This is a genomic window from Hyphomicrobium denitrificans 1NES1 (assembly GCF_000230975.2).
GTDB lineage: Bacteria > Pseudomonadota > Alphaproteobacteria > Rhizobiales > Hyphomicrobiaceae > Hyphomicrobium_B > Hyphomicrobium_B denitrificans_A.
In genome coordinates, this window is record NC_021172.1 from 1,521,121 (window position 1) to 1,543,707 (window position 22,587).

The 22,587-nt window shown below is 59.9% G+C and carries 22 protein-coding genes; 13 read left to right on the forward strand and 9 right to left on the reverse strand.

Annotation, left to right across the window (positions count from 1 at the left end; genetic code table 11):
- Position 1 precedes the first annotated feature (1 nt).
- Positions 2 to 3,487, forward strand: a complete 3,486-nt coding sequence (mfd, locus tag HYPDE_RS07150; RefSeq protein ID WP_015597741.1) for a transcription-repair coupling factor — start codon at positions 2 to 4, stop codon at positions 3,485 to 3,487.
- Here mfd and HYPDE_RS07155 read toward each other — a convergent pair.
- Both HYPDE_RS07155 and HYPDE_RS07160 read right to left on the reverse strand, forming a co-directional pair.
- Complete coding sequence (locus HYPDE_RS07155; protein WP_015597742.1) at positions 3,484 to 5,025, reverse strand: class I adenylate-forming enzyme family protein; 1,542 nt, start codon at positions 5,023 to 5,025, stop codon at positions 3,484 to 3,486. The two genes, mfd and HYPDE_RS07155, sit on opposite strands and share 4 nt — an antisense overlap.
- Positions 5,025 to 6,821, reverse strand: coding sequence for an extracellular solute-binding protein (locus HYPDE_RS07160; protein ID WP_015597743.1), 1,797 nt, complete (start codon positions 6,819 to 6,821; stop codon positions 5,025 to 5,027). Before HYPDE_RS07160 ends, HYPDE_RS07155 begins: the two co-directional genes overlap by 1 nt.
- Positions 6,822 to 7,152: 331 nt before the next feature.
- Between HYPDE_RS07160 and HYPDE_RS07165 the strand changes: the two genes are divergently transcribed.
- Positions 7,153 to 8,031 carry an invasion associated locus B family protein gene (locus tag HYPDE_RS07165; RefSeq protein ID WP_015597744.1) on the forward strand — a complete coding sequence of 293 codons (879 nt, stop codon included), beginning with the start codon at positions 7,153 to 7,155 and terminating at the stop codon, positions 8,029 to 8,031.
- A 112-nt stretch (positions 8,032 to 8,143) separates the two neighbouring features.
- On the opposite strand, the gene hspQ is transcribed toward HYPDE_RS07165, so the two are convergent.
- Both hspQ and HYPDE_RS07175 read right to left on the reverse strand, forming a co-directional pair.
- Positions 8,144 to 8,476 carry a heat shock protein HspQ gene (hspQ, locus tag HYPDE_RS07170; RefSeq protein WP_015597745.1) on the reverse strand — a complete coding sequence of 111 codons (333 nt, stop codon included), beginning with the start codon at positions 8,474 to 8,476 and terminating at the stop codon, positions 8,144 to 8,146.
- Between the two features lie 54 nt (positions 8,477 to 8,530).
- Entirely contained in the window at positions 8,531 to 9,589 is a 1,059-nt protein-coding gene (locus tag HYPDE_RS07175) for an HpcH/HpaI aldolase/citrate lyase family protein (RefSeq protein ID WP_015597746.1), read from the reverse strand.
- A 220-nt stretch (positions 9,590 to 9,809) separates the two neighbouring features.
- Here HYPDE_RS07175 and HYPDE_RS07180 point away from each other — a divergent pair, with 220 nt between their 5' ends.
- A complete protein-coding gene (locus tag HYPDE_RS07180; RefSeq protein WP_041320131.1) occupies positions 9,810 to 11,435 on the forward strand; it encodes an isovaleryl-CoA dehydrogenase in 1,626 nt (541 codons plus the stop codon).
- 212 nt (positions 11,436 to 11,647) lie between these two features.
- Entirely contained in the window at positions 11,648 to 12,535 is an 888-nt protein-coding gene (locus HYPDE_RS07185; RefSeq protein ID WP_244437799.1) for a hypothetical protein, read from the forward strand.
- 4 nt (positions 12,536 to 12,539) lie between these two features.
- Here the strand turns inward: HYPDE_RS07185 and HYPDE_RS07190 are convergent, their stop codons facing one another.
- Entirely contained in the window at positions 12,540 to 12,887 is a 348-nt protein-coding gene (locus HYPDE_RS07190) for a DMT family protein (protein ID WP_187290872.1), read from the reverse strand.
- A 620-nt stretch (positions 12,888 to 13,507) separates the two neighbouring features.
- Positions 13,508 to 13,804: a hypothetical protein gene (locus HYPDE_RS07195; RefSeq protein WP_041320133.1), complete on the reverse strand. Its 297-nt coding sequence runs from the start codon at positions 13,802 to 13,804 to the stop codon at positions 13,508 to 13,510.
- Between the two features lie 183 nt (positions 13,805 to 13,987).
- Between HYPDE_RS07195 and HYPDE_RS18745 the strand changes: the two genes are divergently transcribed.
- Positions 13,988 to 14,293 carry a hypothetical protein gene (locus HYPDE_RS18745; protein WP_081625101.1) on the forward strand — a complete coding sequence of 102 codons (306 nt, stop codon included), beginning with the start codon at positions 13,988 to 13,990 and terminating at the stop codon, positions 14,291 to 14,293.
- A 137-nt stretch (positions 14,294 to 14,430) separates the two neighbouring features.
- Positions 14,431 to 14,670: a DUF883 family protein gene (locus HYPDE_RS07210; RefSeq protein ID WP_015597751.1), complete on the forward strand. Its 240-nt coding sequence runs from the start codon at positions 14,431 to 14,433 to the stop codon at positions 14,668 to 14,670.
- A 29-nt stretch (positions 14,671 to 14,699) separates the two neighbouring features.
- On the opposite strand, the gene HYPDE_RS07215 is transcribed toward HYPDE_RS07210, so the two are convergent.
- The 3 genes from HYPDE_RS07215 to HYPDE_RS07225 form a co-directional block, all read right to left on the reverse strand.
- Positions 14,700 to 15,506, reverse strand: coding sequence for a hypothetical protein (locus tag HYPDE_RS07215; RefSeq protein WP_015597752.1), 807 nt, complete (start codon positions 15,504 to 15,506; stop codon positions 14,700 to 14,702).
- A 75-nt stretch (positions 15,507 to 15,581) separates the two neighbouring features.
- A complete protein-coding gene (locus tag HYPDE_RS07220; protein WP_015597753.1) occupies positions 15,582 to 16,427 on the reverse strand; it encodes a lysophospholipid acyltransferase family protein in 846 nt (281 codons plus the stop codon).
- Between the two features lie 143 nt (positions 16,428 to 16,570).
- Positions 16,571 to 17,803, reverse strand: a complete 1,233-nt coding sequence (locus HYPDE_RS07225) for an FAD-dependent monooxygenase (RefSeq protein WP_244437800.1) — start codon at positions 17,801 to 17,803, stop codon at positions 16,571 to 16,573.
- Between the two features lie 239 nt (positions 17,804 to 18,042).
- Here HYPDE_RS07225 and HYPDE_RS07230 point away from each other — a divergent pair, with 239 nt between their 5' ends.
- The 7 genes from HYPDE_RS07230 to HYPDE_RS07260 all read left to right on the forward strand — a co-directional run bounded on the left by HYPDE_RS07230 (position 18,043) and on the right by HYPDE_RS07260 (position 22,572).
- Positions 18,043 to 19,365 (forward strand): porin, encoded by a 1,323-nt coding sequence (locus HYPDE_RS07230; RefSeq protein ID WP_041320139.1) that lies wholly within the window; start codon positions 18,043 to 18,045, stop codon positions 19,363 to 19,365.
- Positions 19,366 to 19,670: 305 nt separating this feature from the next.
- Positions 19,671 to 19,991 (forward strand): hypothetical protein, encoded by a 321-nt coding sequence (locus HYPDE_RS07235; protein WP_244437801.1) that lies wholly within the window; start codon positions 19,671 to 19,673, stop codon positions 19,989 to 19,991.
- A 306-nt stretch (positions 19,992 to 20,297) separates the two neighbouring features.
- On the forward strand, positions 20,298 to 20,564 hold the full coding sequence (locus tag HYPDE_RS07240; RefSeq protein ID WP_244437802.1) for an FtsB family cell division protein: 267 nt from the start codon (positions 20,298 to 20,300) through the stop codon (positions 20,562 to 20,564).
- A gap of 138 nt (positions 20,565 to 20,702) precedes the next feature.
- Positions 20,703 to 21,032 (forward strand): DUF5076 domain-containing protein, encoded by a 330-nt coding sequence (locus tag HYPDE_RS07245; protein WP_015597759.1) that lies wholly within the window; start codon positions 20,703 to 20,705, stop codon positions 21,030 to 21,032.
- Between the two features lie 245 nt (positions 21,033 to 21,277).
- Positions 21,278 to 21,706 carry a hypothetical protein gene (locus HYPDE_RS07250; RefSeq protein WP_041320983.1) on the forward strand — a complete coding sequence of 143 codons (429 nt, stop codon included), beginning with the start codon at positions 21,278 to 21,280 and terminating at the stop codon, positions 21,704 to 21,706.
- Positions 21,707 to 21,947: 241 nt separating this feature from the next.
- The gene (locus HYPDE_RS07255) at positions 21,948 to 22,235 is read left to right on the forward strand and encodes a hypothetical protein (protein ID WP_041320141.1); all 288 of its coding nucleotides are present in this window, start codon (positions 21,948 to 21,950) and stop codon (positions 22,233 to 22,235) included.
- An 82-nt stretch (positions 22,236 to 22,317) separates the two neighbouring features.
- Positions 22,318 to 22,572: a GlsB/YeaQ/YmgE family stress response membrane protein gene (locus HYPDE_RS07260; RefSeq protein ID WP_015597762.1), complete on the forward strand. Its 255-nt coding sequence runs from the start codon at positions 22,318 to 22,320 to the stop codon at positions 22,570 to 22,572.
- Positions 22,573 to 22,587: the final 15 nt, after the last annotated feature.

Sequence of the window (22,587 nt, forward strand, 5' to 3'; positions counted from 1 at the left end):
AATGACGGATCAATTGCAGAAATCCCGTGTTGTTTTTTCCGGCGTCCCCGAGGGGTTCGACGGCCGTGTCCTTGCGGACGTCACGCGGGCTGCGCGTGGCGGCGATCAGCCGGGTCTGCATCTCCATGTCGTGCGCGATGACAGGCGTCTCGAGGAACTGCAAGCGGCCGTCGCATTCTTTGCTCCAGACGTTGCCGTCATTTCGTTCCCGGCGTGGGATACGGTTCCATACGACCGGACCAGCCCGAACGCCGAGATCGTGGCGCGCCGCATTACGACCCTCGGACGCCTCGCCATCGGCGGGCGCAAGAAAGCGACGCTCGTTCTGACGACCGTCAACGCGATCCTGCAGAGGGTGCCGCCCAGGAGTTTCATTCGCGGCGCCGTCAAGACCATCGCTCCGGGCCAACGGATTGATCCCGCCGAACTGATCAAGCGTCTCGAGTCGTACGGCTATGACCGTTCGAGCACCGTGATGGAGCCGGGCGAGTACGCCCAGCGTGGCGGCATTCTCGATCTCTATCCGCCGGGCCGCAGTAATCCGATCCGTCTCGATTTTTTCGGCGACACGCTCGAAAGCATCAAGGCGTTTGACGCGGAAACGCAGCGCTCGATGAAACCGGTGCCGAAGTTCTCGCTGATGCCGGTCAGCGAAGTTGCATTCGGCGAAGCGGCGACGGCGCTTTTCAGGACTCGCTACGTCGCGCTCTTCGGTGGCAATACCGGCGACGATCCACTTTACGAAGCCGTCAGCAGCGGCCGCCGCTATCAGGGCCAGGAGCACTGGCTACCCTTCTTCCATCCCTCGCTCGAAACGCTTTTCGATTATCTGCCCGGCGTCGGCATCAGCTTCGATCATATGGCGGACGAAGCCGTCAAACGCCGTTTCGAGCAGATCCGCGAGCATTACGAAGCGCGAGTCGATTCTCTTGAGGGGCAGCGCTTCGGGGCGCCGCCTTACAAGCCCGTGCCGCCGGATCAGATGTTCCTCGATGGCAAGGACTGGGCGTCGGCACTCGACGCGCGCACGGTTTCGCGACTGACGCCGTTCGACGATCCGGGCACGTCGAATGTCTATGCGATGAAGGGCCGCCGAGGCCGGACGTTCGCAGCGGAGCGTGCCGATCCCGACAACAACGTGTTCGATGCCGTCGTGGGTCACATCCGGCGCATCCACGCTGAGTCCCGGCGCGTCATCCTCGCAGCGTGGACCACAGGCGCGCGCGAGCGATTGATAACGCTTCTGGCCGACCACGGCTTGAAGGACGCGGAGAAAGTCGAAAGCTTTACCGAGGTGCAGGCGCTGAAGCCGAACGCCACAGCGTTCGCAGTCTTCGGCATCGAGGAAGGCTTCGAGACGCCGGACTTCGCCGTCATCGCCGAACAGGACGTGCTAGGCGACCGCCTCGTGCGGCAGCGTCGACGGGCGCGTAAGGCTGCCGACGTCCTGACCGAAGCGACGAGTCTTTCGATCGGCGACCTCGTCGTGCATAGCGATCACGGTATCGGGCGTTTCGCCGGATTGCAGACGATCACCGCGCTCGGGGCGCCGCACGACTGTCTCGAGCTTCACTACGCGGGTGGCGACAAGCTGTTTCTACCCGTCGAGAACATCGAGCTTCTGTCGCGCTACGGCGCCGACGAAGGGGACGCGCAGCTCGATCGTCTTGGCGGCCTCGGGTGGCAGTCGCGCAAAGCACGCCTCAAAAAGCGCCTGCGCGAAATCGCCAACGAACTTATCAAGATCGCTGCGCTCAGAGCCCTGCGCGAAGCACCCGCGCTCGTCCCGCCGACCGGCGCTTATGACGAATTCGTTGCGCGCTTTCCCTACGAGGAAACGGAAGATCAAGCCGCCAGCATCGATACCGTGCTTGCCGATCTCGCGTCGGGCAAGCCAATGGACCGGCTCGTCTGCGGCGATGTCGGGTTCGGCAAAACCGAAGTGGCGCTGCGCGCGGCATTCGTCGCCGCGATGAGTGGCGTGCAGGTTGCCGTCGTCGTTCCGACGACGCTGCTCGCGCGCCAGCACTTCAGAACGTTCTCCGAACGGTTCCAGGGATTGCCCTTACGCATCGCGCAGGCGTCTCGTATGGTCGGCGCCAAGGGGCTTGCCGAAGTCAAGGCCGGGCTCAAGTCCGGAGACATCGACATCGTCATCGGTACGCACGCGCTGCTCGGCAAATCGATCGAGTTCCAACGGCTCGGCCTTCTCATCATCGATGAAGAGCAGCATTTCGGCGTCAATCACAAAGAGCGCCTGAAGAAGATGCGCGAAGACGTGCACGTGCTGACGCTATCGGCAACGCCGATCCCGCGCACCCTGCAACTCGCGTTGACGGGCGTGCGCGAGCTGTCGCTGATCACGACGCCACCCGTCGACCGCATGGCCGTCCGCACATTCATTTCGCCGTTCGATCCGGTCATTTTGAAAGAAGCCCTGCGGCGCGAACGCTTCCGCGGCGGGCAAACCTATTACGTTGCGCCGCGCATTTCCGATCTGGACGACATTGCCGAGTTCCTGCGCGAGGCGGTGCCCGATCTCGTATTTGCCCGCGCCACGGGGCAGATGTCGCCGACCGAACTCGAAGACGTCATGACCGCGTTCTATGAAGGTAAATACGACATTCTGCTTTCGACGGCGATCGTCGAATCCGGCCTCGACGTGCCGAATGCCAATACACTGATCGTGCATCGCGCCGATATGTTCGGCCTCGCGCAGCTTTATCAATTGCGCGGTCGCGTCGGGCGGTCCAAGACGCGCGCTTACGCCTACATCACGACGCCGCCCGGCCAGAAGCTGACCGAAGGCGCCGAGAAGCGGCTCAAGGTTCTGCAATCGCTCGATACGCTTGGCGCCGGGTTCTCGCTCGCGTCGCACGATCTCGATATTCGCGGCGCCGGGAATCTGCTCGGCGAAGAACAATCTGGTCACATCCGCGAAGTCGGCTTCGAACTCTATCAATCGATGCTGGAAGAGGCGGTTGCTACGATGAAGGGCGGCGAGATCGAAGCCGACGACAAGTGGAGTCCGGAGATCCAGCTCGGCACCTCCATCATGATTCCGGAGGCCTACGTCGCCGACCTGCAACTTCGGCTGGGTCTCTACCGCCGTTTATCGAACCTCGAAAAGCGCACCGAAATCGATGCGTTCGCAGCAGAGCTTGTCGATCGCTTCGGGCCGTTGCCGGACGAGGTCGGGCACTTGCTCGACGTCATGGAGATCAAGGGTCTTTGCCGCGCAGCCGGCATTGCGAAAGTCGACGCAGGGCCGAAGGGCGGCGTCATCACGCTGCACAAGGGACGCTTTGCAAATCCGGAAGGTCTTATCGCGTTCGTGCAGAATTCGCGCGGTGCGCTCAAAGTTCAGCCTGATCAGCGGCTCGTCTACCGCGCCGACTGGGATTTGCCGGAGGCGCGTCTCAAAGGTGTTCGCGCACTCATCCAGAAGTTCGTCGAGCTTGCGAGCAAGACCAGGCAGGCAGCTTAACGCGTGTCATCGACCCCAGAAGGCAACGCGAGAGCCTTGCGTTGAACCTTGCCGTTGGGCGTGCGTGGCAGCCGGTCGATGAACACAACCTCGCGCGGGATCTTGTAAGCGGCGAGATGTTCCTTCGCGAATTCCTTGATTGCGGTAGCGTCACGCACTGCGCCGTCGGCCGCAACGACGAATGCAGCGATAATCGAAACATCACTTCTTATGCGTATCTCTGCGCAGGCGACCTCCGCAACAGCGGGACAGCACGCGATTGCCGCTTCGACTTCGAGAGGGGAGACACGATAGCCTCCCGCATTCATCAGCTCGTTAGAGCGACCGAGGTGCGTGATGTAGCCGTCGTCATCGATCGAACCGAGGTCACCGCCGGTGAACCACTCGCCGCGAAAGACTTCGGCTTCCTCTTGAGGCCTCTTCCAATAGCCGAGCATCAGGCCAGGGTCCGAGCGATGCACGGCAATAAGGCCTTCGCTATCGGGAGAGAGCGGCTGGTCGTTGCCTTCGACGGCTAGGATGACGACGCGACGCCCGGCTTGCGCCTTGCCGACCGTGCCGGGTTTATGGGGAACTGACGGGCCGGTCGAAATGTAGGTCGAGATTTCGCTCATGCCGAGGGCCTCATAGAGCGGCAGGCCGGTTGCCGACGTCCAATCCTCGATCAATCCCGGCGGCGGCGTTTCGCCCGCCATCAAGCCGTGCCGCAATTTGCCAAGCGAACCGCGCCTTGGCGGCGCGTACTTCAGAATTTGCCGATAGATTCCCGGCACGGCTGCAAACAGCGTAGCACCGGTTTCTGCGATGACGTCTGGCCAGAGCTCCGGCTTTTTATCGCCTGTGCAAACGATGGCCGTCGCCCCGTTTGCCCAGGGATCGGTCAAGCCGACTCCGAGCGTGAAGGTCCAATTAAATGCGCCCGCATGCAGCATGCAATCGTCGGGGCGAATGCCATACCAGCCCTGATACATCGGCTGTCGACCGAGCGCCGAGCGATGCGCGTGGAGGACACCTTTCGGGCGCGCTGTCGTGCCTGATGTGTAGATCAGAAATGCCGGGTCGTCGCGCGTGGTCGGTACATAACCCTGGTTCGTATTTTGCGCGATCATGGCCGCGACGTCATTCGGAGAAATGGCAAGGATCGTGCGCCGCGACGCGGTATCGGGCAACGCGTCCCCAGTTGCGAGCACTGCTGCGCCGCTGTCTTCGAGAAGTGTCACAAGTTCGGACGCAGTCAGTTGATCCGAAAGCGGCAGAGCGATGAAGCCCCCGGCCATTGCGGCAAAAAACATCAACGCGGACTGCGAGGAGTTGCCAAGCCTGATCCCGATCCGGTCGCCGCGCTGCAAGCCTTTGTCTTGAAGACCTGCCGCCAGATTGCGGACGGCCTGGTCGAGTTCGGCGAACGTCCATGCCTCCAACGGATCGCGCGGATTTTCGACATCGTAAACAAGCAGCGCCGTTTTTTCCGGCATCTCGCGGGCAGCTCGACCGATCGCGTACTCGGCCATGTTGAAGAGATCGGTCCCTGGCGACATCACTTGCTCTCGACCCACCACGTATCGACGGCGTAGCCGAAGAGAGGTGTCTTCTCGGGGTGTTTCAGCCTTGCCCAGTAGGCGACCCACTGGCGCGGCGTGTAAAAGAGCGGCACGACGTAATCACCCGAGAGCAGCACTCGGTCGAGGGCGCGGACGGAAGAGACAAAATTCTCCTCCGTATCGGCAGCCAGCATGGCGTCGATCATCGCGTCGGCAGCCGGGTTCTTCACGCCCGCGAAATTGAAGGAGCCTTGCGCGTCAGCCGTTTTGGCCGACCAGCGAAAAAGCTGCTCGTTGCCGGGCGAAAGCGACGACGGCCAAGTGTTTTGAATCATGTCGTAGTCGAAGCTCGAAAGGCGTTCCTGATACTGCGCGCTATCGACGACACGGATGCGCGCGACGATGCCGAGCGGCGCCAAGCTTCGCGCATAGCTCAGGAGAAGTGCTTCCTGGGCGTTGCTGTTGGCCAGAATTTCGAACGTGAGAGGACGCCCGGTCTTGGAGTCGATCAGCTGTTCCCCCTTCAGAACCATACCGGCTTCGGTCAGCAACTTGAACGCGGCCTTTTGATTGTCGCGATTGCGGCCACTGCCGTCGCTTTCCGGAAATTTATAGGTGCCATCAAGAAATGCCGGGCGGACGGCGTCGGGATATGGTGCAAGCAATTGCCGCTCGTAGGCATCCGCCGGGCGGCCGGTGGAGGCGAGGTAGGACCGCTCGAAGTAGCTCGTCGTACGCTTGAACAGTCCGTTGTAAAGCGTCCGGTTGGTCCATTCGAAATCGAACAGCATCATCAGCGCCCGGCGCACACGCGGATCGGCAAAGACCGCACGGCGCGTGTTGAAGACGAGCGCCGTCATACCCGCCGGGAGGCCGATCGGAAATTCCGCCTTGACGATGCGGCCATCGCGAACTGCAGGAATGTTATAGGCATCAGCCCAGCGCCCTGGGTCTTCCTCGAGGCGTAGATCGAGCGTACCCGACCGGAACGCTTCGAGCATTACCGACGCATCGCGAAAGTAGTCGAAGCGGATTTCGTCGAAGTTGAAGCGGCCGCGATTGACAGGGAGATCCTTTCCCCAATAATCCGCATCTCGTCGGTACGTGAGCGAGCGGCCGGGATCGACGCGCGAAACCGTATAGGGACCCGAGCCGACGAGCGGTGTCATCGAGGATGAGTCGAATTGTTCCGGCGTCATCCCATGGGCCTCGAAAACCGGCATCAAGCCGAGGATAAGGGGAAGCTCGCGGTCGTCCGCATCCTCGAACGTAAAACGAACGGCGCGGTCTCCAATCTTCTCGGCCTTCGGAACTTTCGCAAAATATGTGCGATGATTTGGCCGGCCTTTCGTTTTCAGGAGCTCGAAGGACGCAATCACGTCGTCTTGTGTCACGGGCTGGCGATCAGAAAACTTGGCAGCCGGGTTGAGCGTGAACGTGACCGATTTCCGGTCGTCGGCGACGTCGATCGTTTCCGCCAGCAAGCCATACAGTGTGAAGGGCTCGTCGAGGCTGCGCGCCATCAGGCTCTCGACTGAGAATTCGCGTACTCCGGAAGCGGGAACGCCCCGAACAATGAGCGGATTGAGGTTCTCGAACGAGCCCAGAACACCAAGGGCGAGCTTGCCACCTTTCGGCGCCGATGGATTGACATAGGAAAACGCAGAAAAATCGTCAGCGTAGCGTGCCGCGCCATGAAGGGCGATGGACGGCCGGGGCGCCGAGAATGCAGCTTGGCAAGCGAGGACCCAAAATCCCAGTGCCGCGATAAAAGAAAATTTCCCGAATGGCATGCCGGCACCTAAAAATTGATCGACCGGCCGAAAACCATGCGAACAAGTCCTGGCGGCGTGATGTTTTTCCCGACGCCGGTGTTTTCTATCGGTGCGACTTGGGGCTTGTCTAGCTTGTCGCAGTGGCATGGGCGCAACGACCGCATATTGGGAGGCGCGTCCACTAGTTGTTGAGCCACCCGGCCACGGGATTGCCGTAATCCGAGCCTTACTCGGGCTCCGATCGGCGGGGTGCCGGGTCGACGCAGAACTGGCTGAGCCTGCTGCGCAGACGACGAGGGTAGGGGCCGGGAGATCCGGCTAGATAGCACAAGCGAGGATTTTTACGTTGATGGCAAACGCGGTATTGCGCACGAGCGGCAGGGCGCTCGTTTCTGTCCTGGCTATGGTTGCGGCGATGTCCGCAGCCTCGGCACAGGATAAGGAAAAAGAAGTTCAGATCGCGCCTAAGAAAATCCAATCGGCACCGGCGCCCGCAGCTCCTGCCGCTAAAGCGGCTCCGGCTGCGAATGCTGCCGCGGCTGCATCCAAGAGCGCCTGGGTAAAGCTTTGCGAGAAGGCGCCGGTCGCGAAGAAGGACAAGGACGGTAAGGAAGTCAAGGAAGAGAAGCAGCTCTGCCTGACGCATCATGAACGTCTGGACGGCAATACGGGCATGGTTCTCGTTTCCGCGGCCATTCGCGAGATCGAGGGTAACCCCAAAAAATCGCTGATGATCATGGTTCCGCTCGGCATGGCCATCCCGCCCGGCCTGCGCGCCGCGGTCTACAGCAAGGACGAGTGGGCGAAGGCTTCGAAAAACGAAAAGATCGACGAAAGCAAGCTGAAGCCGATTGAATTGCATTATTCGCTCTGCCATCCCGCCGGCTGCACGGCCGAAACGGAGGCAACCCCCGAAATTCTCGATCAGTTGTCGAAGGGTGGCGGCATCATGGTGCTGGCAATGAACGCCGCGGCTCAGCCCGTCGGCTTTCCCGTTCCGCTGGACGGCTACAATGAGGCCGCCGCCGGACCTCCGGTCGACAATAAAAAATATGCTGAGGCTCGCAGCGCGTTGATGCAGCAAATCCGTAACCGTCAACAAAAGCTTGCCGAGCAGTGGAAGGCCAACGAGCTGAAGAATCTCCCGCTTGATGCGCCTGGCGCGCCGCCAACCACAACGGGATCGACTGCGCCGAAGGCTCCTGCAGCCGCGCCGAAGCAAAAGTAACTGTTGAATATAGGCTAATCATTAAGCCGCCCCGGCGTTGCCTGGGCGGCTTTTTGTTTTGAAAATTCTCTCGGAGCAAGCAGCGCACCTTTGGTGCGATACTGCATCTACGTCAGTTGGCGGATCGCGGTCGCAGACGATAGATGCCGCTCTCGTCGCTGATGAAGCGGTCGGAAATGTCGGGATGACGAAGCGGCGCCGATGTCTCGTCGAGCAGCAGGTTCTGCTCGGAAACGTAAGCGAGATAGGTCGTCTCCGCGTTCTCCGCGTAAAGATGATAGTAGGGCTGATCTTTCCGCGGACGTACGTCTTCCGGGATCGATAGCCACCATTCCTCGGTATTTGCGAATTCCGGATCGATATCAAAAATCAACCCGCGAAACGGATAGATGCGGTGACGGACCACCTGTCCAATCGCAAATTTCGCATGCCGGATCGCGTCCATCCCCTCAATGTGTGACGGATGGAACAAACTCGCAAGAGCTACATGTGCCGATGTTCAGAGCACGCCGTAGAGCGCCGCCCGTTCCGGGTCCTTGGCAGCGACGATCTTCGCCAGATCGACGATGACCTTCGCCTGCTTCCAGGTGGCGTCGTCCTGCATCTTGCCGTCGAGCATGACGGCGCCGGTGCCGTCAGGCATGGCGTCGAGGATACGCTTGGCAAATTTGACTTCGGCCGGATCGGGCGAGAAGACACGCTTGGCGATCTCGATCTGCGAGGGGTGCAACGTCCAGGCTCCGAGACAGCCCTGAAGGAAAGCGTTACGGAACTGCGCCTCGCAGGCCGCCAAATCGGAAAAATCTCCGAACGGACCGTAAAAGGCCTTTAGTCCATAGGCTTGGCAGGCGTCGACCATTTTGCCGATCGTGTAGTGCCAGAGATCCTGCTGGTAGAAGGTGCGGGCTGCAGCTGCATCTTTGCCAGGGTCCGCGAGCACACCGTAATCGGGATGGCCGCCGCCGACGCGAGTTGTCTTCATGCCGCGCGAAGCCGCGAGGTCGGCCGGCCCAAGGCTCATGCCATGCATGCGAGGCGATGCCGCTGCGATTGCTTCGACGTTATTGACCCCTTCCGCCGTTTCCAGGATGGCGTGAATGAGGATCGGCTTCTTGACACCATGCTTGGCTTCGAGCTGCGCCAGAAGCTGATCGAGATAGTGGATGTCCCACGGCCCTTCGACCTTCGGCAGCATGACGACGTCGAGCTTGTTTCCGACATTGGCGACTATCTCGGTCACGTCGTCCAGCATCCATGGCGAGTTCAAGCAATTGATGCGTGTCCAGATGCCGGTTCCGCCGAAATCATTGTCGCGCAGCATCTGGATGAAACCTTTGCGCGCGTTCTCTTTCTGATCGAGCGGTACCGCATCTTCGAGATTGCCGAGAACGACGTCGACCTGCGCCGCAAGATCCTTGATCTTGGCGCGGATCTTCTCGTTATGGGGCGGCACGAAATGGATCATCCGCTCGAGCTTGACGGGGAGGATGCGGTAGGGCTCAGGCGCGCCGATAGCGAGAGGGGAGAAATGTTTAGCGGGCGTGCGTGTCGAGGCCATCGGCAGCGATCCTGTTCGAGTTCTGGGAAAATATGGGCCGCACCATTGGGCGTGAGCAAGCACATGTCAATTGGGCACTCTTTCGCTTCGAGCCGGCCCAGCTCGGTTTTGCCATCGTTAATCTGCTCCGGGACAGGAAGATCGCGCATGTTTCTTGAAATTGCGGCTGAATGATCTGACAACTAAGGTGCGATTGGCTCGATGCGTGAACGAGGCCTCCATGATCGAAGTCGCCAACCAGCCGCCGCCACTGGAAGATTATAATCTCTTTGAAAGCGACGCGGTGCTGCACGAGGCCGTCGGCCGCGAAGGGGCGACCTGGGCAGAACCCGCCCTTAGTGCACTTGGCGCGCGCCTCGGTAGCGCAGACACGATAGCCCTCGGCGCGGACGCCAATCGCAACGCGCCGGTACTGAGAGCTTTCGACCGCTATGGGACGCGCATCGATGAAGTCGATTTCCATCCCTCATGGCATGCGCTGCTGGGGCTCGCGATGGAGACGGGTCTTCATTCGAGCCCCTGGGCGGAGCCGAGACGCGGCGCGCATGTCGCGCGCGCCGCCGGATGCTACATGCTCGCTCAGATCGAAAGCGGTGTTTATTGCCCCGTTTCTATGACGTACGGTTCGGTGCCGACGTTGCAGCGCGCGCCGCAGATTGCAGCGGATTGGTTGCCACGCCTGTTTTCGCGCACCTATGACCGGAGGTTCCGGCCTGCCGCAGAGAAAACCTCGGCGCTCATCGGCATGGCGATGACCGAAAACCAAGGCGGCTCCGATCTTAGAACCAACGTCTCACGCGCCGAGCCTTACGATGTGGATGGAGAGCGGCGTTACTATCGGCTCAATGGTCACAAGTGGTTCATGTCAGCGCCGATGTGCGATGCATTTCTCGTGCTGGCGCAGACGGGAGTTGGGCCGACATGTTTTCTCGTGCCGCGATGGAAGCCCGACGGCACGCGCAACACCATCCGCATTCGCCGTCTCAAGGATAAGCTTGGAAACCGCTCGAATGCGTCGAGCGAGGTCGAGTTCGAGAACACGCACGCCGAGCTTCTGGGGGAGGAAGGCCGAGGGATTCCGACCATCATCGAAATGGGCAACTACACGCGGCTCGATTGCGCCATAGGCTCTTCCGGGCTCATGCGCCAAGCCGTGGCCCAAGCCATTCACCACGCGCAATACCGCACGACATTCCAGAAGCACCTGATCGACCACGCGCTGATGGCCAATGTTCTCGCCGATCTCGCGATCGAAGCCGAAGCGGCGACGCTCCTGGCGCTGCGTCTTGCGCAAGCCTACGATGAAGAGGGCGAGGCCGCGGTCACATTCCGTCGGGTCGCAACGCCCGCTGCGAAATTTTGGATCTGCAAGCGCGCTCCGACTTTTGCCGCCGAAGCGATGGAAGTTCTCGGCGGCAATGGCTACGTCGAAGACTTCAATCTGGCTCGCATCTACCGCGAGGTCCCCGTCAATTCGATCTGGGAAGGGTCCGGCAACATCATGTGTCTCGATGTGCTGCGGGCCCTTGCGCGGGCGTCGCTCGCCGTCGGCGTTTTGGCCGATGAAATGCGCGACGCCGCAACCGCCGACCGCCGGTTGGCGCGGTTCATCGATCGCATGCGTGCGGCCGCCGCGTCCGCGCACGATGAGGCGCAGGCCCGCAGTTTTGTCCGCGATCTCGTTGTCGCATTGCAGGCGTCATTACTTATCCGGCATGCGCCGCAAATGGTCGCCGACGCATTCTGTGCGTCGCGGCTGGGCGGCGGCTCCGGCGCATTTGGAATGCTTCCTCCTGGCGTCGACACGCGCCGCATCGTCGCCCGCGCCGCTCCCATGTTGCATTGAACGCCAGCATTCCGCGCCTATGGCACATTTTCTGCCGGGACCTCGGTATCGGAAAGAAGTTACCGTGAATTCTTCGCATTCGAATGCGGCGCCACATGATGAGCAAAGTTCGAGACTAACAGGCGCGGATGAGCATGTATTTCATAAATAATATAGCAAAAGCGCGAGCGTCCTGCTTTTGCGTTCTGGGCCTCGCGGCGTTCGCATGCATCATGCCCGCGGCTCATGCCGACGAATGCGTGAACATCGCAACGAGCATGGCAGAGCCGGACTTCTCGCCCTGCGATTCCGACTTGCCGCAGATCGACCTCGAAGCAGCACTCGCCGATCATGCCGCGTCAAAGCCTGCAATATCCGCAGACGCGGCGAGGCCCTGGATCGCGCAACAAGACAAGGGAGTGCCGCTGACGGTCAACTCGTCGGATTCAGGCGTATCGCTACGCACGAGTCTTGACGATCTTCGAAATTTCAATACCCGGACCTATGCGGTAGATCACAGCACTACCGGCGCGCCAGCGCTGCCGAAAATAAGCACACCCAACCTCCCGGTCGACGTCTGGACCAGTATAGACGTCAACGGCTATCAGGGCGATCGTGATCAATCGACTCGCACCGGCCTCGGAGTTGATTACAAACTTTCGCGTTCCGCCATCGTCGGCGTTTCTGTCGAGCGCGGCGATGCGCGCTCGGCAAGTGCTGCTACGGAACAAGATTCGAAAGCCTCTGCATATGTCACCCTGCAGGCGACGCCGTTGATCAGTCTTGATGCGCGAACAGAATGGCAGGCGGGTAACGCCGAATTCGCGGCAGCGAACGGCGCAACCGAGAAAAGCTCGATTATTCTGGCGCCAAAAATCGATCACTCATTTGCGCTCGGGGACGGCAAGACGATCTCGCCATTCCTGACCTACAAGCGCGAGTTCGATATGTCGGCAGGGCCTGAAGTCCTTAGCACACCCGAGCGATCAGCCGGCGCCGGTGTGACGTACAAAGACGCCGATGCCTATACGCTGAGCGTCACGACGGACGTTGATGAGGCGACGGCAACGGCTCCGCAAAGCGTCAATAGTAAATTCAAGCTCAGCGTGCCGATCAATTGAGCGATTACAGCGGCCCCTTGAACACGAAGAAGGCGCCGGCGGCGATCAGCGCAAAACCGACCGCGTGATTGATCGTAATTGCTTCCTTCAAATAGACGACCGAAAAGACTGCGAAGACGATGAGGGTGATCACTTCCTGCATCGTCTTCAATTCGGCGGCCGAATAGATGGCGTGGCCGTAGCGATTTGCCGGCACCGCCAAGCAATATTCAAAAAAAGCTATTCCCCAGCTCACCAGCACCACGAGCCACAAAGATCGGTCGGTGAATTTGAGATGGCCGTACCAGGCTGTGGTCATGAACACGTTCGACATCGTCAAGAGGACGATGGGCAGAATGGATGGGGGGATCATGGATCGATGCGTCCAGAGAGCGAGGGGAAGAGAATTTGCGCGGGCCACAGAACGTCTGGCAGGGCATCTGGTTCCGGGCAAGCCCATTTGCGGTTTGAGTACGGGCGCGTGCTTCTAGCACAAGCATTTCGTCAGCGGCAGTCCGATTGGTGACCGGAACCACAAATACGCGCCGTGCGTTGTTTTCTCGATAAAGCTGATGGGAACTTCAATGGCCGGCAGCATTCAGGAAACCGCTCCAAACGTCCTGACTCTTTGGAACCTGGAAAGCGGATTGCGCAGTGCTGCTCAAAGCGGCGTCATCTTGCGAAGCGAGGAAGCGCGCAACCATTTGGCGCGAGCGCGGCATCATCTCGATCGTCTTCTTGGGCTTTCGCAACGTTCCGAGGAGACGCGAAGCACCGCGTCACCGAATTCCGCGATTACATCGAACGACCAACCCCGAGGAGACAATCTATGGCACGCGATATCATTCTCTGGCTGGCGGGTGTTCCGCTGATCGTCATCATCGGCCTGCACTTGTTTGGTTTCTTGCACTAGCCCTGCGCCTGCAAGCCCGGAGTTCCGCACCGGGTTTTTCTTTTGACCGGAGTTCGCGGACGGATGCGATTCCCAAGATCTCAACTGGTGGCATCCGCATCATCGCCTTCATCTCGAGCCAGCATGACAGCGACATGGCGATTCAAGGCATCGGCAACAAGAGTCGGGAGGAGGGCGGGACCGATTGGCCCCTGAGCCGCATTATAAGCGGATCGCATATCGCCACGACCGTCCCAGACGACGAGCGCATAGCCTGCGATGTGATCGAGTTCGGCAACCGCCGCATGGCATTTTTCGAGGAGCTCCTCGCGTAACTCGGCTGCATCCTTCGCAATGCGTCGTTCGCGTTCCGAAACAAGATTAATAACAGCAGTCATTATCGACACCTCATGCGGGTTTCAAACGCATAACGTGAAAGGCCGGACGAGAGTTCGCGTCCGGCATTGCGGCCAAATCTGCCACTTCATCGACGGTCACGCGCGGAACAGCGGCGCCTGACCGGGTCGCGTAGATCTTTCGCAACATAAGCCCCAACCTTGCGAGAGAGCGGAGACGCGACGATGTTATCGAACAGATCTTTGAAAACAACCAAAGCAGTCCTGACATCAGCGATGGCGCTTGGCGGTGCGGCGATCACGGCAAACGACGCCTTTGCTGTCAGCCTGAGTGTCCAGCTCGCTTGTGCGACCGACTATTACGCCCATTGCAGCGCCTATAGCCCTGACAGCCCGCAGGTTCGTTCCTGCATGCGATCCGTTGGGAATGGTCTTTCGAAACGTTGCGTCAACGCGCTCGTAGCGGCTGGAGAAGTATCCGCCGCGGAAGTTGCCCGCCGCCATGGAGCCGCCAAGACCGCTTCAAGGTGACGTTTCCAGAGTTTCCGTTCTCTCTTGAACGTGGGTCAGGGTGTGAGCCGTGGCCCACATTTCATTTCGAGCCGCTCTGCAACGCAACCAAAGCGACGGCCTCAGCGTTGCATCGATAATTCAACAAGGAGTGGCTCATGGCATCGACATCCTCATCTTCATACGGATCTTCCGGCTCGGTCGAAGACATCAAGGGGCGCGCCCGGCAGACCGTCGACGCCGCAAACGAAGCCGCCGGAGATGCGAAACAGCAGGTCGAAGAAATGGCCGGCAACGTCAAGGGCGCTATCGACAGGTCCGTCAAGGAGCAGCCGCTGACGACGCTCCTCGTCGCGGCGGCTGTCGGCTTCGTTGTCGGCGCTCTGTGGAAGTCCTAGTTTATGGTCCCCGCCCGCGGGCGACGCAATCAGTTGCCGGCAGACGATTCTTTTTTGCTTCCCCGAAGGTCGGCGGCTGGGCCGGCCTTTCGGCGCAACTCGCCGCTGTAGAGATCGACAGCCGCCATTCCGACTTCGCGAATATAAGCCCGTGTCAATCGCGTCGTGATCGAGCCCTTCACCCACTGTAAAATGGATTTCGAAAGTCGCTCGCGCATTTCATACGTTGCGGCGGTCACGGGATTGAATACGCGCGCGATGCGCCAGATCGACCAGGCGCGTTCGGCCGCATCGTAGATGCCGCGCCAGCGGTAGATCTGCGCAAACTGTGCAACGGTGAGGCGGCTGCCGAGGGGGATGATGCCCTCGAAAATTGGGCGCAGCCTGCCGCTCACCTGCTCGATCAGCGTCAGGGCTTCGGGAACGGTGAAGCGCAGCATCGGATCGGCGCGATCCGGATGGTAGACTTTGGCGACGGTTTCGACCGTTTCCAGGCCGCTGTTCAAAGCGTCATTCCACGAGGCAATAGCTTCCGTCGATGTGCTCTTCGCAAGAGCTTCCACCGCGGCCGCTGCCTTCTTGCGTAACGGATCGTCGTCTAGCCGAAGCGTCGTGACCTGAAGATCGGAGTTGATCGGTGGCGGCGGCTCCGGACCGAGCGTCATTCTTTCGAAAACGTAAGCGATGAGCGTGCAGGCGAGTGTCGCGAACGCCCAATGAATCAGGAACCCATGCTGCCATAGCCATAGGCTTCCAAGCGGAATCAGCGCGACCGTCGGCAGAAGAAGGCCCAGAAAAATGATCGCGACGCGTAGAGGTGTGAGTGTATCGCTCATGGCGAACCGCTGAGTTCGAGGTCGGCAGCTAACAACGCGGTGCCTGGCGCCTCGGTTCCGATCCGGAACCCCTGCTTAGCTCCAGCGCCGGTTGGACCACATCCATTGCTCGGGCATTTCGCGGACCCATTCTTCGAACTGGCGGGTCATTTCCGCAGTCGCCCATTTGACATCCTCGCCGTGGTTGGCGGTGCGTGGAATTCGAAGCTCCTTGAGCTCGATTTCGAAGCGGCTGTCCTTGCCGATACGTATGCAGCGCGACATCCAGATACGCGCGCCGGCGCGTCGTGCGATCATCGCCGGAATAGCGACGGTGCGCGCGTCTTTGCCGAAGAACGGCACCGGCAAGCCCGTTCTGTCATAGAGATCGCAAACGACTCCGAGTTGTCCGCCGCGACGAACGAAATCCATGATAATGCGCGCGGTTTTCTGCGATTCCCCATGTTCGCCTTCAACCTTGCCGCGGCCGAACATGCCGCCCGGATAGAGATCGCGGCGCTGATAGCGCAGATAGCGATCGATATAGGGATTATTGACCGAACGATAAACGCAAGCCGGGTTTGTTTCTGCGATCGTCAGAGGCCAAATCGCGAGCTCCCAGTTTCCCATGTGCAGCGAAGCGCCGATGATCGGGCCGAGCTTTCTGGCGTAGCGCTGAAAAACTTTCGGGTTCCTGATCGTCAGTCGGGATGGATCGGCGACGACTTGGTCGATGCGCATCGTCTCGGCCATGACACGACCGAGATTTTCCCAATGTTCGAGTGCAATCGCGTTGCGTTCGGCTTCCGACTTTTCTGGAAAGGCGATGCGCAGATTGTCGAGCGCACGGTTGTGTCGTTTCGGACTGATGATGGGGGCTAAGCGGCGCCAGCACCACGCGGAAAAGTGCGTCGCGACGTCGAGCGGCACGATGCGAACCATGCCGACGATCAGACGCAGAAGCGCATATTCGAGCCTGAACTGCAGATCGCGCAGCGGCGAGACGGCGACGCCCGAAGACAGTGGTCGATTTCCCTAGGTAATGGATAAGACGCGCAAGTCTTGCCCGTCGAGCAACGGCACAGTCAAGGCCGGGCTGCCGGAATTTCCCCGCTTCGATGCAACGGCCGCATAAATGAGAGGTCGCCTATACTCGGCATGATGCCTTCGCGCATCACGCGGGCGCGTAGCCGACGGCTGGTCGCGAGCGCAAAAAGCCCGAAACCACGCGCAAGATGGATGCCGGGAACTGAAGAAAGAAGCGATCGATTGAGCAGATCGACCGCAAATATGCGGAATGCCACGTCGCCGCGCCTCAAGTGATCGTAGTTCGAGAGCACCTGCTCTCCGCCGATATCCTCCCCGGCGCGCATGGCTTCGTCCGCGACTTCTGCGATTGTCGCGGCGTCACGAAATCCGAGATTTAGGCCTTGCGCCCCGATAGGCGGGATAACGTGCGCCGCCTCGCCGACAAGCACTACGCGCGACTGGCCGAGGACAGAAGCGGTGCGTCCTGACAGCGGAAATGCGCGCCTCGGCATCAAGTCGGAGAGAACGCCAAGCAGAGCGCCGACGTGCGCCGTCAGTTCGCGGTTGAAGCTCTCGTCATCGAGGGCGACGAGGCGCTCGGCCTCTCCGGGCGCCTCAACCCAAACCAAGTTTGAGGTATTGCCAGGACCGGGGACGACCGTCAGCGGCCCCTGCGGCCGGTGCAACTCGGTTGAGACGCCGCGGTGAGGGCGTGAGTGCGCGAATGTCGTGACGATAGCCGTTTGAGGGTATGACCAACTCGACGTCCGGATGCCGGCGGAGGTTCGGGTTGGCGATTCCCGGCCGTCGGCCGCCACAAGCAGACGGGCTTTGATTGCGAGCCCGGTGCTAGTCGACAACACGGCGTGGGTTCCAGCCAGATCGGATACCGTTGCCTTCGGGTCGACCAGGCGCGTCAATCGCGGGTGCGACACGGCTTCGAACGCAGATGTCAGGGTTGCGTTGGGAATATTATAGCCGAAGGCCGGAAGGCCAATTTCGGACGCCTCGAATACGACCTCAGGGGCACGGACAAGCGCACCTGTCGCATCGACTAAGCGTATGGCCCTCAGAGGCGTCGACGCCGATGCAACCCGTTCCCAAACACCAAGCCTTTTCAGCAGGTTGATAGAGCCGTCCAAGAGCGCCGCCGTGCGCCCGTCCCGCGCGTCGGCGTGCGGACCGACGACGGTTGTCCGCAACCCCGCTTCCGCACATGCGAAGCCGGCGGCAAGTCCAGCGGGGCCGGCACCGACAACTGCAACGTCGAAGGTCGCTTCGTAATTCAAGGGCAAGTCCTTTTCTGTGTCCATTGAAGCACAGAAATGGTCGAAAGGACCACCTGTTGCAGACTTGCAACCGTCCGGAGCCCCAACTGTCACGCATCTGTTAAATGAGCATGCTTTGCAGGGCGCAAGGCGCTGCTGAGATTTCAAATCTCTCGCAGTGCGGTGGCAGGAATTGTCCGGTGCGCTTCAGGGGATTGCGTGCCGTTCTGGTTGGGGTCTGTAAAAACAGAGGGGCACCGATGAAATCGGTATTCACGCTATCTTGTAGCCGTCTTGCGTTGTTAGCGGCATTCGGGCTTGCAATGAGCTTCACGCAAGCCTCCGCAGCTGATCTGGGCGGCAACTGCTGCGCTGATCTCGAAGAGCGCATCGCCGAGCTCGAAGCGACGACGGCCCGCAAGGGTAACCGCAAGGTCTCGCTGACGATTTCGGGCTGGGTTAACGAAGCTGTTTTCCTGTGGGATGACGGCACGGAACGCAATGCCTACGTCGGCACGAACGCGCTCGAGCAGTCGCGTTTCAGATTCGTCGGCGAAGCTCAGATCATGCCAGGGTATTCCGCCGGTTATACGCTTGAAATTGGCGCGCAGGGCGATCCGTCGAACAAGTGGGATCAACTTGGTCCATCTAGCTCATCAGCCAACGCATTAGTCGTTCGTAAGAGCAACTGGTGGCTGAAGAGCAAAGATTACGGCAAGGTCACGGTTGGTCTTGAAGGCACTGCCACGTATCACCTTCTCGACGACGCCGACGGCGCGAATACCCGCAACGTTTCGGACGCTCAGGCTGCTGCAGTGTATCAGGGCAATTTCTTCCTGCGCAGTGGTGTTGCGGGCGTAAACGCACTGCGCTGGAGCGACGTCCTGCGTGGCGTCGATAACGGCACGGAAGGCCAGAATGGCCGCAGAAATATCGTCCGTTACGATTCGCCGACGATTGCCGGTTTTGTCTTGACCGCCTCTTGGGGTGAAGACGATCAGGCCGGCGTGTCGCTGACTTATAAGGGGAAGTGGGGCGACTTCAACATCCTCGCCAAAGGCGGCTGGGAGAAGAGCACCGACGAGAATCTGACTGGGTGCGCACCGTTTAGCTCTGGGGGTGCTGGTGATGCTCAGGACTGCGAGTGGTTTGGTGGTGCTGCGACCGTCATGCACGTGCCGACCGGCCTTTACGTCTATGGCGGTGCTGGTCAGACCATCGACCATGGTGTTCAGCTAATCTCGGCTTCCGCGGAAGATACGAGCACCATGTGGTTCATCCAGGGCGGTATCGAACAGAAGTGGACCCCGCTCGGCAAGACGACGATCTTCGGTGAGTACCGGCATGACGACGTTGGATCGAGGACCAACAAGGCCTTCGGCGCCGGCTTAGATGCAGGTTACGTCCACAATGGCGATATGAACTTCTGGGCGGCCGGCCTGGTGCAGAATATCGACGCCGCTGCGATGGACCTCTACGTCATGTACCGCCATGCGGATGGCGACTTGACGAATTCGGTCAACGTTACAGCCGATCTCGACGCCTTCGATATGGTCATCACAGGCGCACGCATTCAGTTCTGATCGCTCTCTCCCGTTTGCGACAGACGAAGGGGGCCGCCAGCTTAGGCGGCTCCCTTTGTCGTTCGCCAATCCCTCCCAAGCGCCCTCAAGAGGGCCATTTCCAGGCAAAATGAATCTTCTTGAACTTCTGTGTCGCGTCAGCAACATGGCGATGATACAACAGGCTCCAGAGAAACGGCGTTCCAAGCGTTAAGCTTCGGAAAAGGGCATTGAAGTTCCTTTATCGACCGCTCATCACTAAAGCCATGTGCGTGCTTCCGAGGCATTGCGGGGTATTTGTGGGACGACTTTGGTTGGTGATTGGCATGTTGGTGGCCCTGGCCACCGCTGCGAGCACCGGGGCAATTGCGCTCGACGAACAGCGCATGGCGATCCCCAACGCGGGACCGGATGCGCCGAAAGCGCAGGTTCAAGATCAATCCGCACCGAAGAGCGAGGAAGGAACCGAGATCCGCATTCCGGGTCTGGGTAAGCTCGGCACTTTGCCGAAAATGGATTTCGGCCTGGAGCTGCTGTACGGCGCGGCCGAAGACAACAAGACAGAGCAGAATAGCGAGCCGCCGAGCAACGGTCCCGAGTCGCCGCAGGATCTCATGATCCATGGCAGCATGAAGCACCGTTTCTAGGCTCGGTTATTGTCTCGCAAGGCGACTTGGGCCCGGTTTCAATTCATATGAACGGCTGGCCATGCGCGCGGCATTCGCGTCGGCATGCGTATACGGCCTTAAAGCGGATACACCCTTACACGCTATTTCTATCGATCCGGCGCATCTCCTCCCGTCGGATGACGCCCGAATTTACCTGCCCTTAAGTCGAGCCCTGCATAACCTCATCCTCTTCCGCGATCTCCTCCCTCGGAGACTGAATCAGTGCTGCGTGCCACTAGGCCTGATGGGCGAAATAGGCCTCGACATCTCTCACGGCAGATATTCGTGTTGCTTGCCTGCCTGACGTCGACAGCCTATTTCGTCTATCATGCGCGCTACGGTCGTCATGGATTTGAGGCTCGCAATCGCCTCATGGAGCGTTCGGCGCTTCTTGACTTCGAAATCAAGGGCCTTGAGTCCGTGCGGGCGAAACTCCGGCTCGACGTGGCGCTCCTCTCGCCGGAAGTTCCCAATTCCGATCTGATTGAAGAAATCGCGCGCGATGTGCTCGGCTATGTCCGTAGCAACGACAAGATTGTCGCTTCACGATAGGCGCGGCCAACGCCGCGCGATGGCTGCGGGGTGCCGGACGTATCTGGAGACGCCTTGCGTCTCAACGCCCTTGCGATAGGGGGCCGCGCCCATTAAAGCTGCCGGAACGTGCGTATCGCGTATTGAAGGCCCGCTGACATGAGCAATCTCCAAGACACCGAACGACCACTGGAACTCGATATCCCGGATGGCGTTCCGGAAGCCCAGCAGGCAGTCGAGTTGATTCGAGCGTGGGTCGCAGACGGTGCGCTGATGGTCACCATCAACGGCGAAGCTCTCGGCGATCAATTGCAGGATTGGGGGCGTCTCCTCGCCCAAATCGGCCACCACGTCGCGCATTCGGCCGCGCTCAACGGCCAGAAAGGCGAGCGGCAATCGCTCGATGAGATTCGCAAGGGCTTTGACGCCATGCTGCCTAGAAACGAGTCGAAGCTATCCGGAAAAGTCCGCCGACGTAGCGTCCACTAGCAGATTTTTCAACCGGACATAATAGTTGTCGACTGATGTTCGCGCTACGCGCTAGCTCAACTGGCGTATGGCGCGGCCTTGTTGCTGATGGGCATCATGTTGCAGGTGTCCACACTTTCGATGCAGGCGACGTCTGTTCACTGGGGACGAGATACCTCGATCGCCTTGCGGTGTCTGCCGCTCCATCCTTAAGCAGAGAGCGTGTGCGCGTTCTGTTGCAGGTTGCAACGTTTCGGGGGTGGACGATGATAGAGGGCGCAACGGGCAAGATTGCTTTGGCCGTACTTGCAGCAGGCTTGACCTGCGGATGCGCGGACGGTTCGAATTTGGGGCTTTCGACGCAATCGCTCGGTCCCGACAATACAGCCGCAAAGACAGACCCCATGTGCGTGTCGCTTGCGAGCCAGATCAACACGCTGAAAGGCGACGGAACGATCGAGCGACTGGAAAAAGCCGCCGACGGCAAGACGGTCAAAGTTTCGGTCAAGCGCTCGGCTTTGCAAAAGCAGGCGGAACTCAATAAGGCCTACGCCGACTTCCAGACCCGTTGCGGCCCGAAAGTTCCGGCGCAAACAGCGGCTCAGGCACAGCCGGCAGCAGCGGCCGCCGCCGCGCAGAAGACGGCCAGCACGCAACCAGCCGCTGCGCCTGCTAATGCACCAAAGCCGGACTGAAGCCGAGATAATTTCTAATGCGATCAGGCTTCCCGGTATTTCCGGGAGGCGTGATTGGCGTAGAATGGAATTTTCCGCTCGCACGCGGTCATGCTCACGTCGTGTCAAATGGAGGTTATGCTGCATCGTTGCCACATAGAGGCCATCAGGAGTTGCAAAAGGAAGCTCCACTATGGTCTTTGATGTGCAGCGCGTATAATTCGGCGGGCGCTGCTGTCTATTAAGCCAGTAGGATTGCGGAATGCGGGGTTTTATCGCGGTTGTAATGGTGTCCGCTTTATCGGCGCTCGTGCAGGGCTGCGGCGGTGCTTCCGGCGGAGGTTACCAGGATCCGGGTCCACGGGCGCTACCGAGTGGGGAGACCTGTGACTCGATCCGCGGCCAACTCAATCGGCTCGACTCCAAAGGCGTGCCCGCACAAGTCGAGCGCGCGAGCAGCGGCGGCAGCCTTTCGGCTTCTCAGCGCGCCGACGTTGACAAGTACAATCAGCTGCTCAATCAGTACCTGGGTGCCCGCTGCCACGTTTAAGGGGCCCCGCCGGCTGCAAGTCGGTATCGATCGTGTGTATCTGCGCCAAGCGTAAGATTGCAGCACTTTCGGGAGCCTAACCATGGATGAGCGAACGCGTGATCTCCTTGTTTTCGCGGCTATCGGCATCGTCGCCGGGTTTTTCGCATCTTTTGTCGTCGGCGGTCACGGGCTGATCCGTTACCTCGTGACAGGCATCATCGGTGCTTTCGTCGGCGGCTATCTATTCAAGGCACTCGGCATCAATCTCGGAATTGGCAACGCTTTTGTTTCGCAAGTCGTCACGGCAGCGATCGGCGCAATCATCATCGTTCTATTGGCGCGGCTCATTGCATAATAACCGTGTTGCGCC

Coding starts and splice junctions, on each gene's coding strand:
- mfd (WP_015597741.1), top strand. CDS start 2: ATGACGGATCAATTGCAGAAATCCCGTGTTGTTTTTTCCGGCGTCCCC.
- HYPDE_RS07155 (WP_015597742.1), bottom strand. CDS start 5,025: ATGTCGCCAGGGACCGATCTCTTCAACATGGCCGAGTACGCGATCGGT.
- HYPDE_RS07160 (WP_015597743.1), bottom strand. CDS start 6,821: ATGCCATTCGGGAAATTTTCTTTTATCGCGGCACTGGGATTTTGGGTC.
- HYPDE_RS07165 (WP_015597744.1), top strand. CDS start 7,153: ATGGCAAACGCGGTATTGCGCACGAGCGGCAGGGCGCTCGTTTCTGTC.
- hspQ (WP_015597745.1), bottom strand. CDS start 8,476: ATGGACGCGATCCGGCATGCGAAATTTGCGATTGGACAGGTGGTCCGT.
- HYPDE_RS07175 (WP_015597746.1), bottom strand. CDS start 9,589: ATGGCCTCGACACGCACGCCCGCTAAACATTTCTCCCCTCTCGCTATC.
- HYPDE_RS07180 (WP_041320131.1), top strand. CDS start 9,810: ATGATCGAAGTCGCCAACCAGCCGCCGCCACTGGAAGATTATAATCTC.
- HYPDE_RS07185 (WP_244437799.1), top strand. CDS start 11,648: ATGCCCGCGGCTCATGCCGACGAATGCGTGAACATCGCAACGAGCATG.
- HYPDE_RS07190 (WP_187290872.1), bottom strand. CDS start 12,887: ATGATCCCCCCATCCATTCTGCCCATCGTCCTCTTGACGATGTCGAAC.
- HYPDE_RS07195 (WP_041320133.1), bottom strand. CDS start 13,804: ATGACTGCTGTTATTAATCTTGTTTCGGAACGCGAACGACGCATTGCG.
- HYPDE_RS18745 (WP_081625101.1), top strand. CDS start 13,988: ATGTTATCGAACAGATCTTTGAAAACAACCAAAGCAGTCCTGACATCA.
- HYPDE_RS07210 (WP_015597751.1), top strand. CDS start 14,431: ATGGCATCGACATCCTCATCTTCATACGGATCTTCCGGCTCGGTCGAA.
- HYPDE_RS07215 (WP_015597752.1), bottom strand. CDS start 15,506: ATGAGCGATACACTCACACCTCTACGCGTCGCGATCATTTTTCTGGGC.
- HYPDE_RS07220 (WP_015597753.1), bottom strand. CDS start 16,427: ATGGTTCGCATCGTGCCGCTCGACGTCGCGACGCACTTTTCCGCGTGG.
- HYPDE_RS07230 (WP_041320139.1), top strand. CDS start 18,043: ATGAAATCGGTATTCACGCTATCTTGTAGCCGTCTTGCGTTGTTAGCG.
- HYPDE_RS07235 (WP_244437801.1), top strand. CDS start 19,671: ATGTTGGTGGCCCTGGCCACCGCTGCGAGCACCGGGGCAATTGCGCTC.
- HYPDE_RS07245 (WP_015597759.1), top strand. CDS start 20,703: ATGAGCAATCTCCAAGACACCGAACGACCACTGGAACTCGATATCCCG.
- HYPDE_RS07250 (WP_041320983.1), top strand. CDS start 21,278: ATGATAGAGGGCGCAACGGGCAAGATTGCTTTGGCCGTACTTGCAGCA.
- HYPDE_RS07255 (WP_041320141.1), top strand. CDS start 21,948: ATGCGGGGTTTTATCGCGGTTGTAATGGTGTCCGCTTTATCGGCGCTC.
- HYPDE_RS07260 (WP_015597762.1), top strand. CDS start 22,318: ATGGATGAGCGAACGCGTGATCTCCTTGTTTTCGCGGCTATCGGCATC.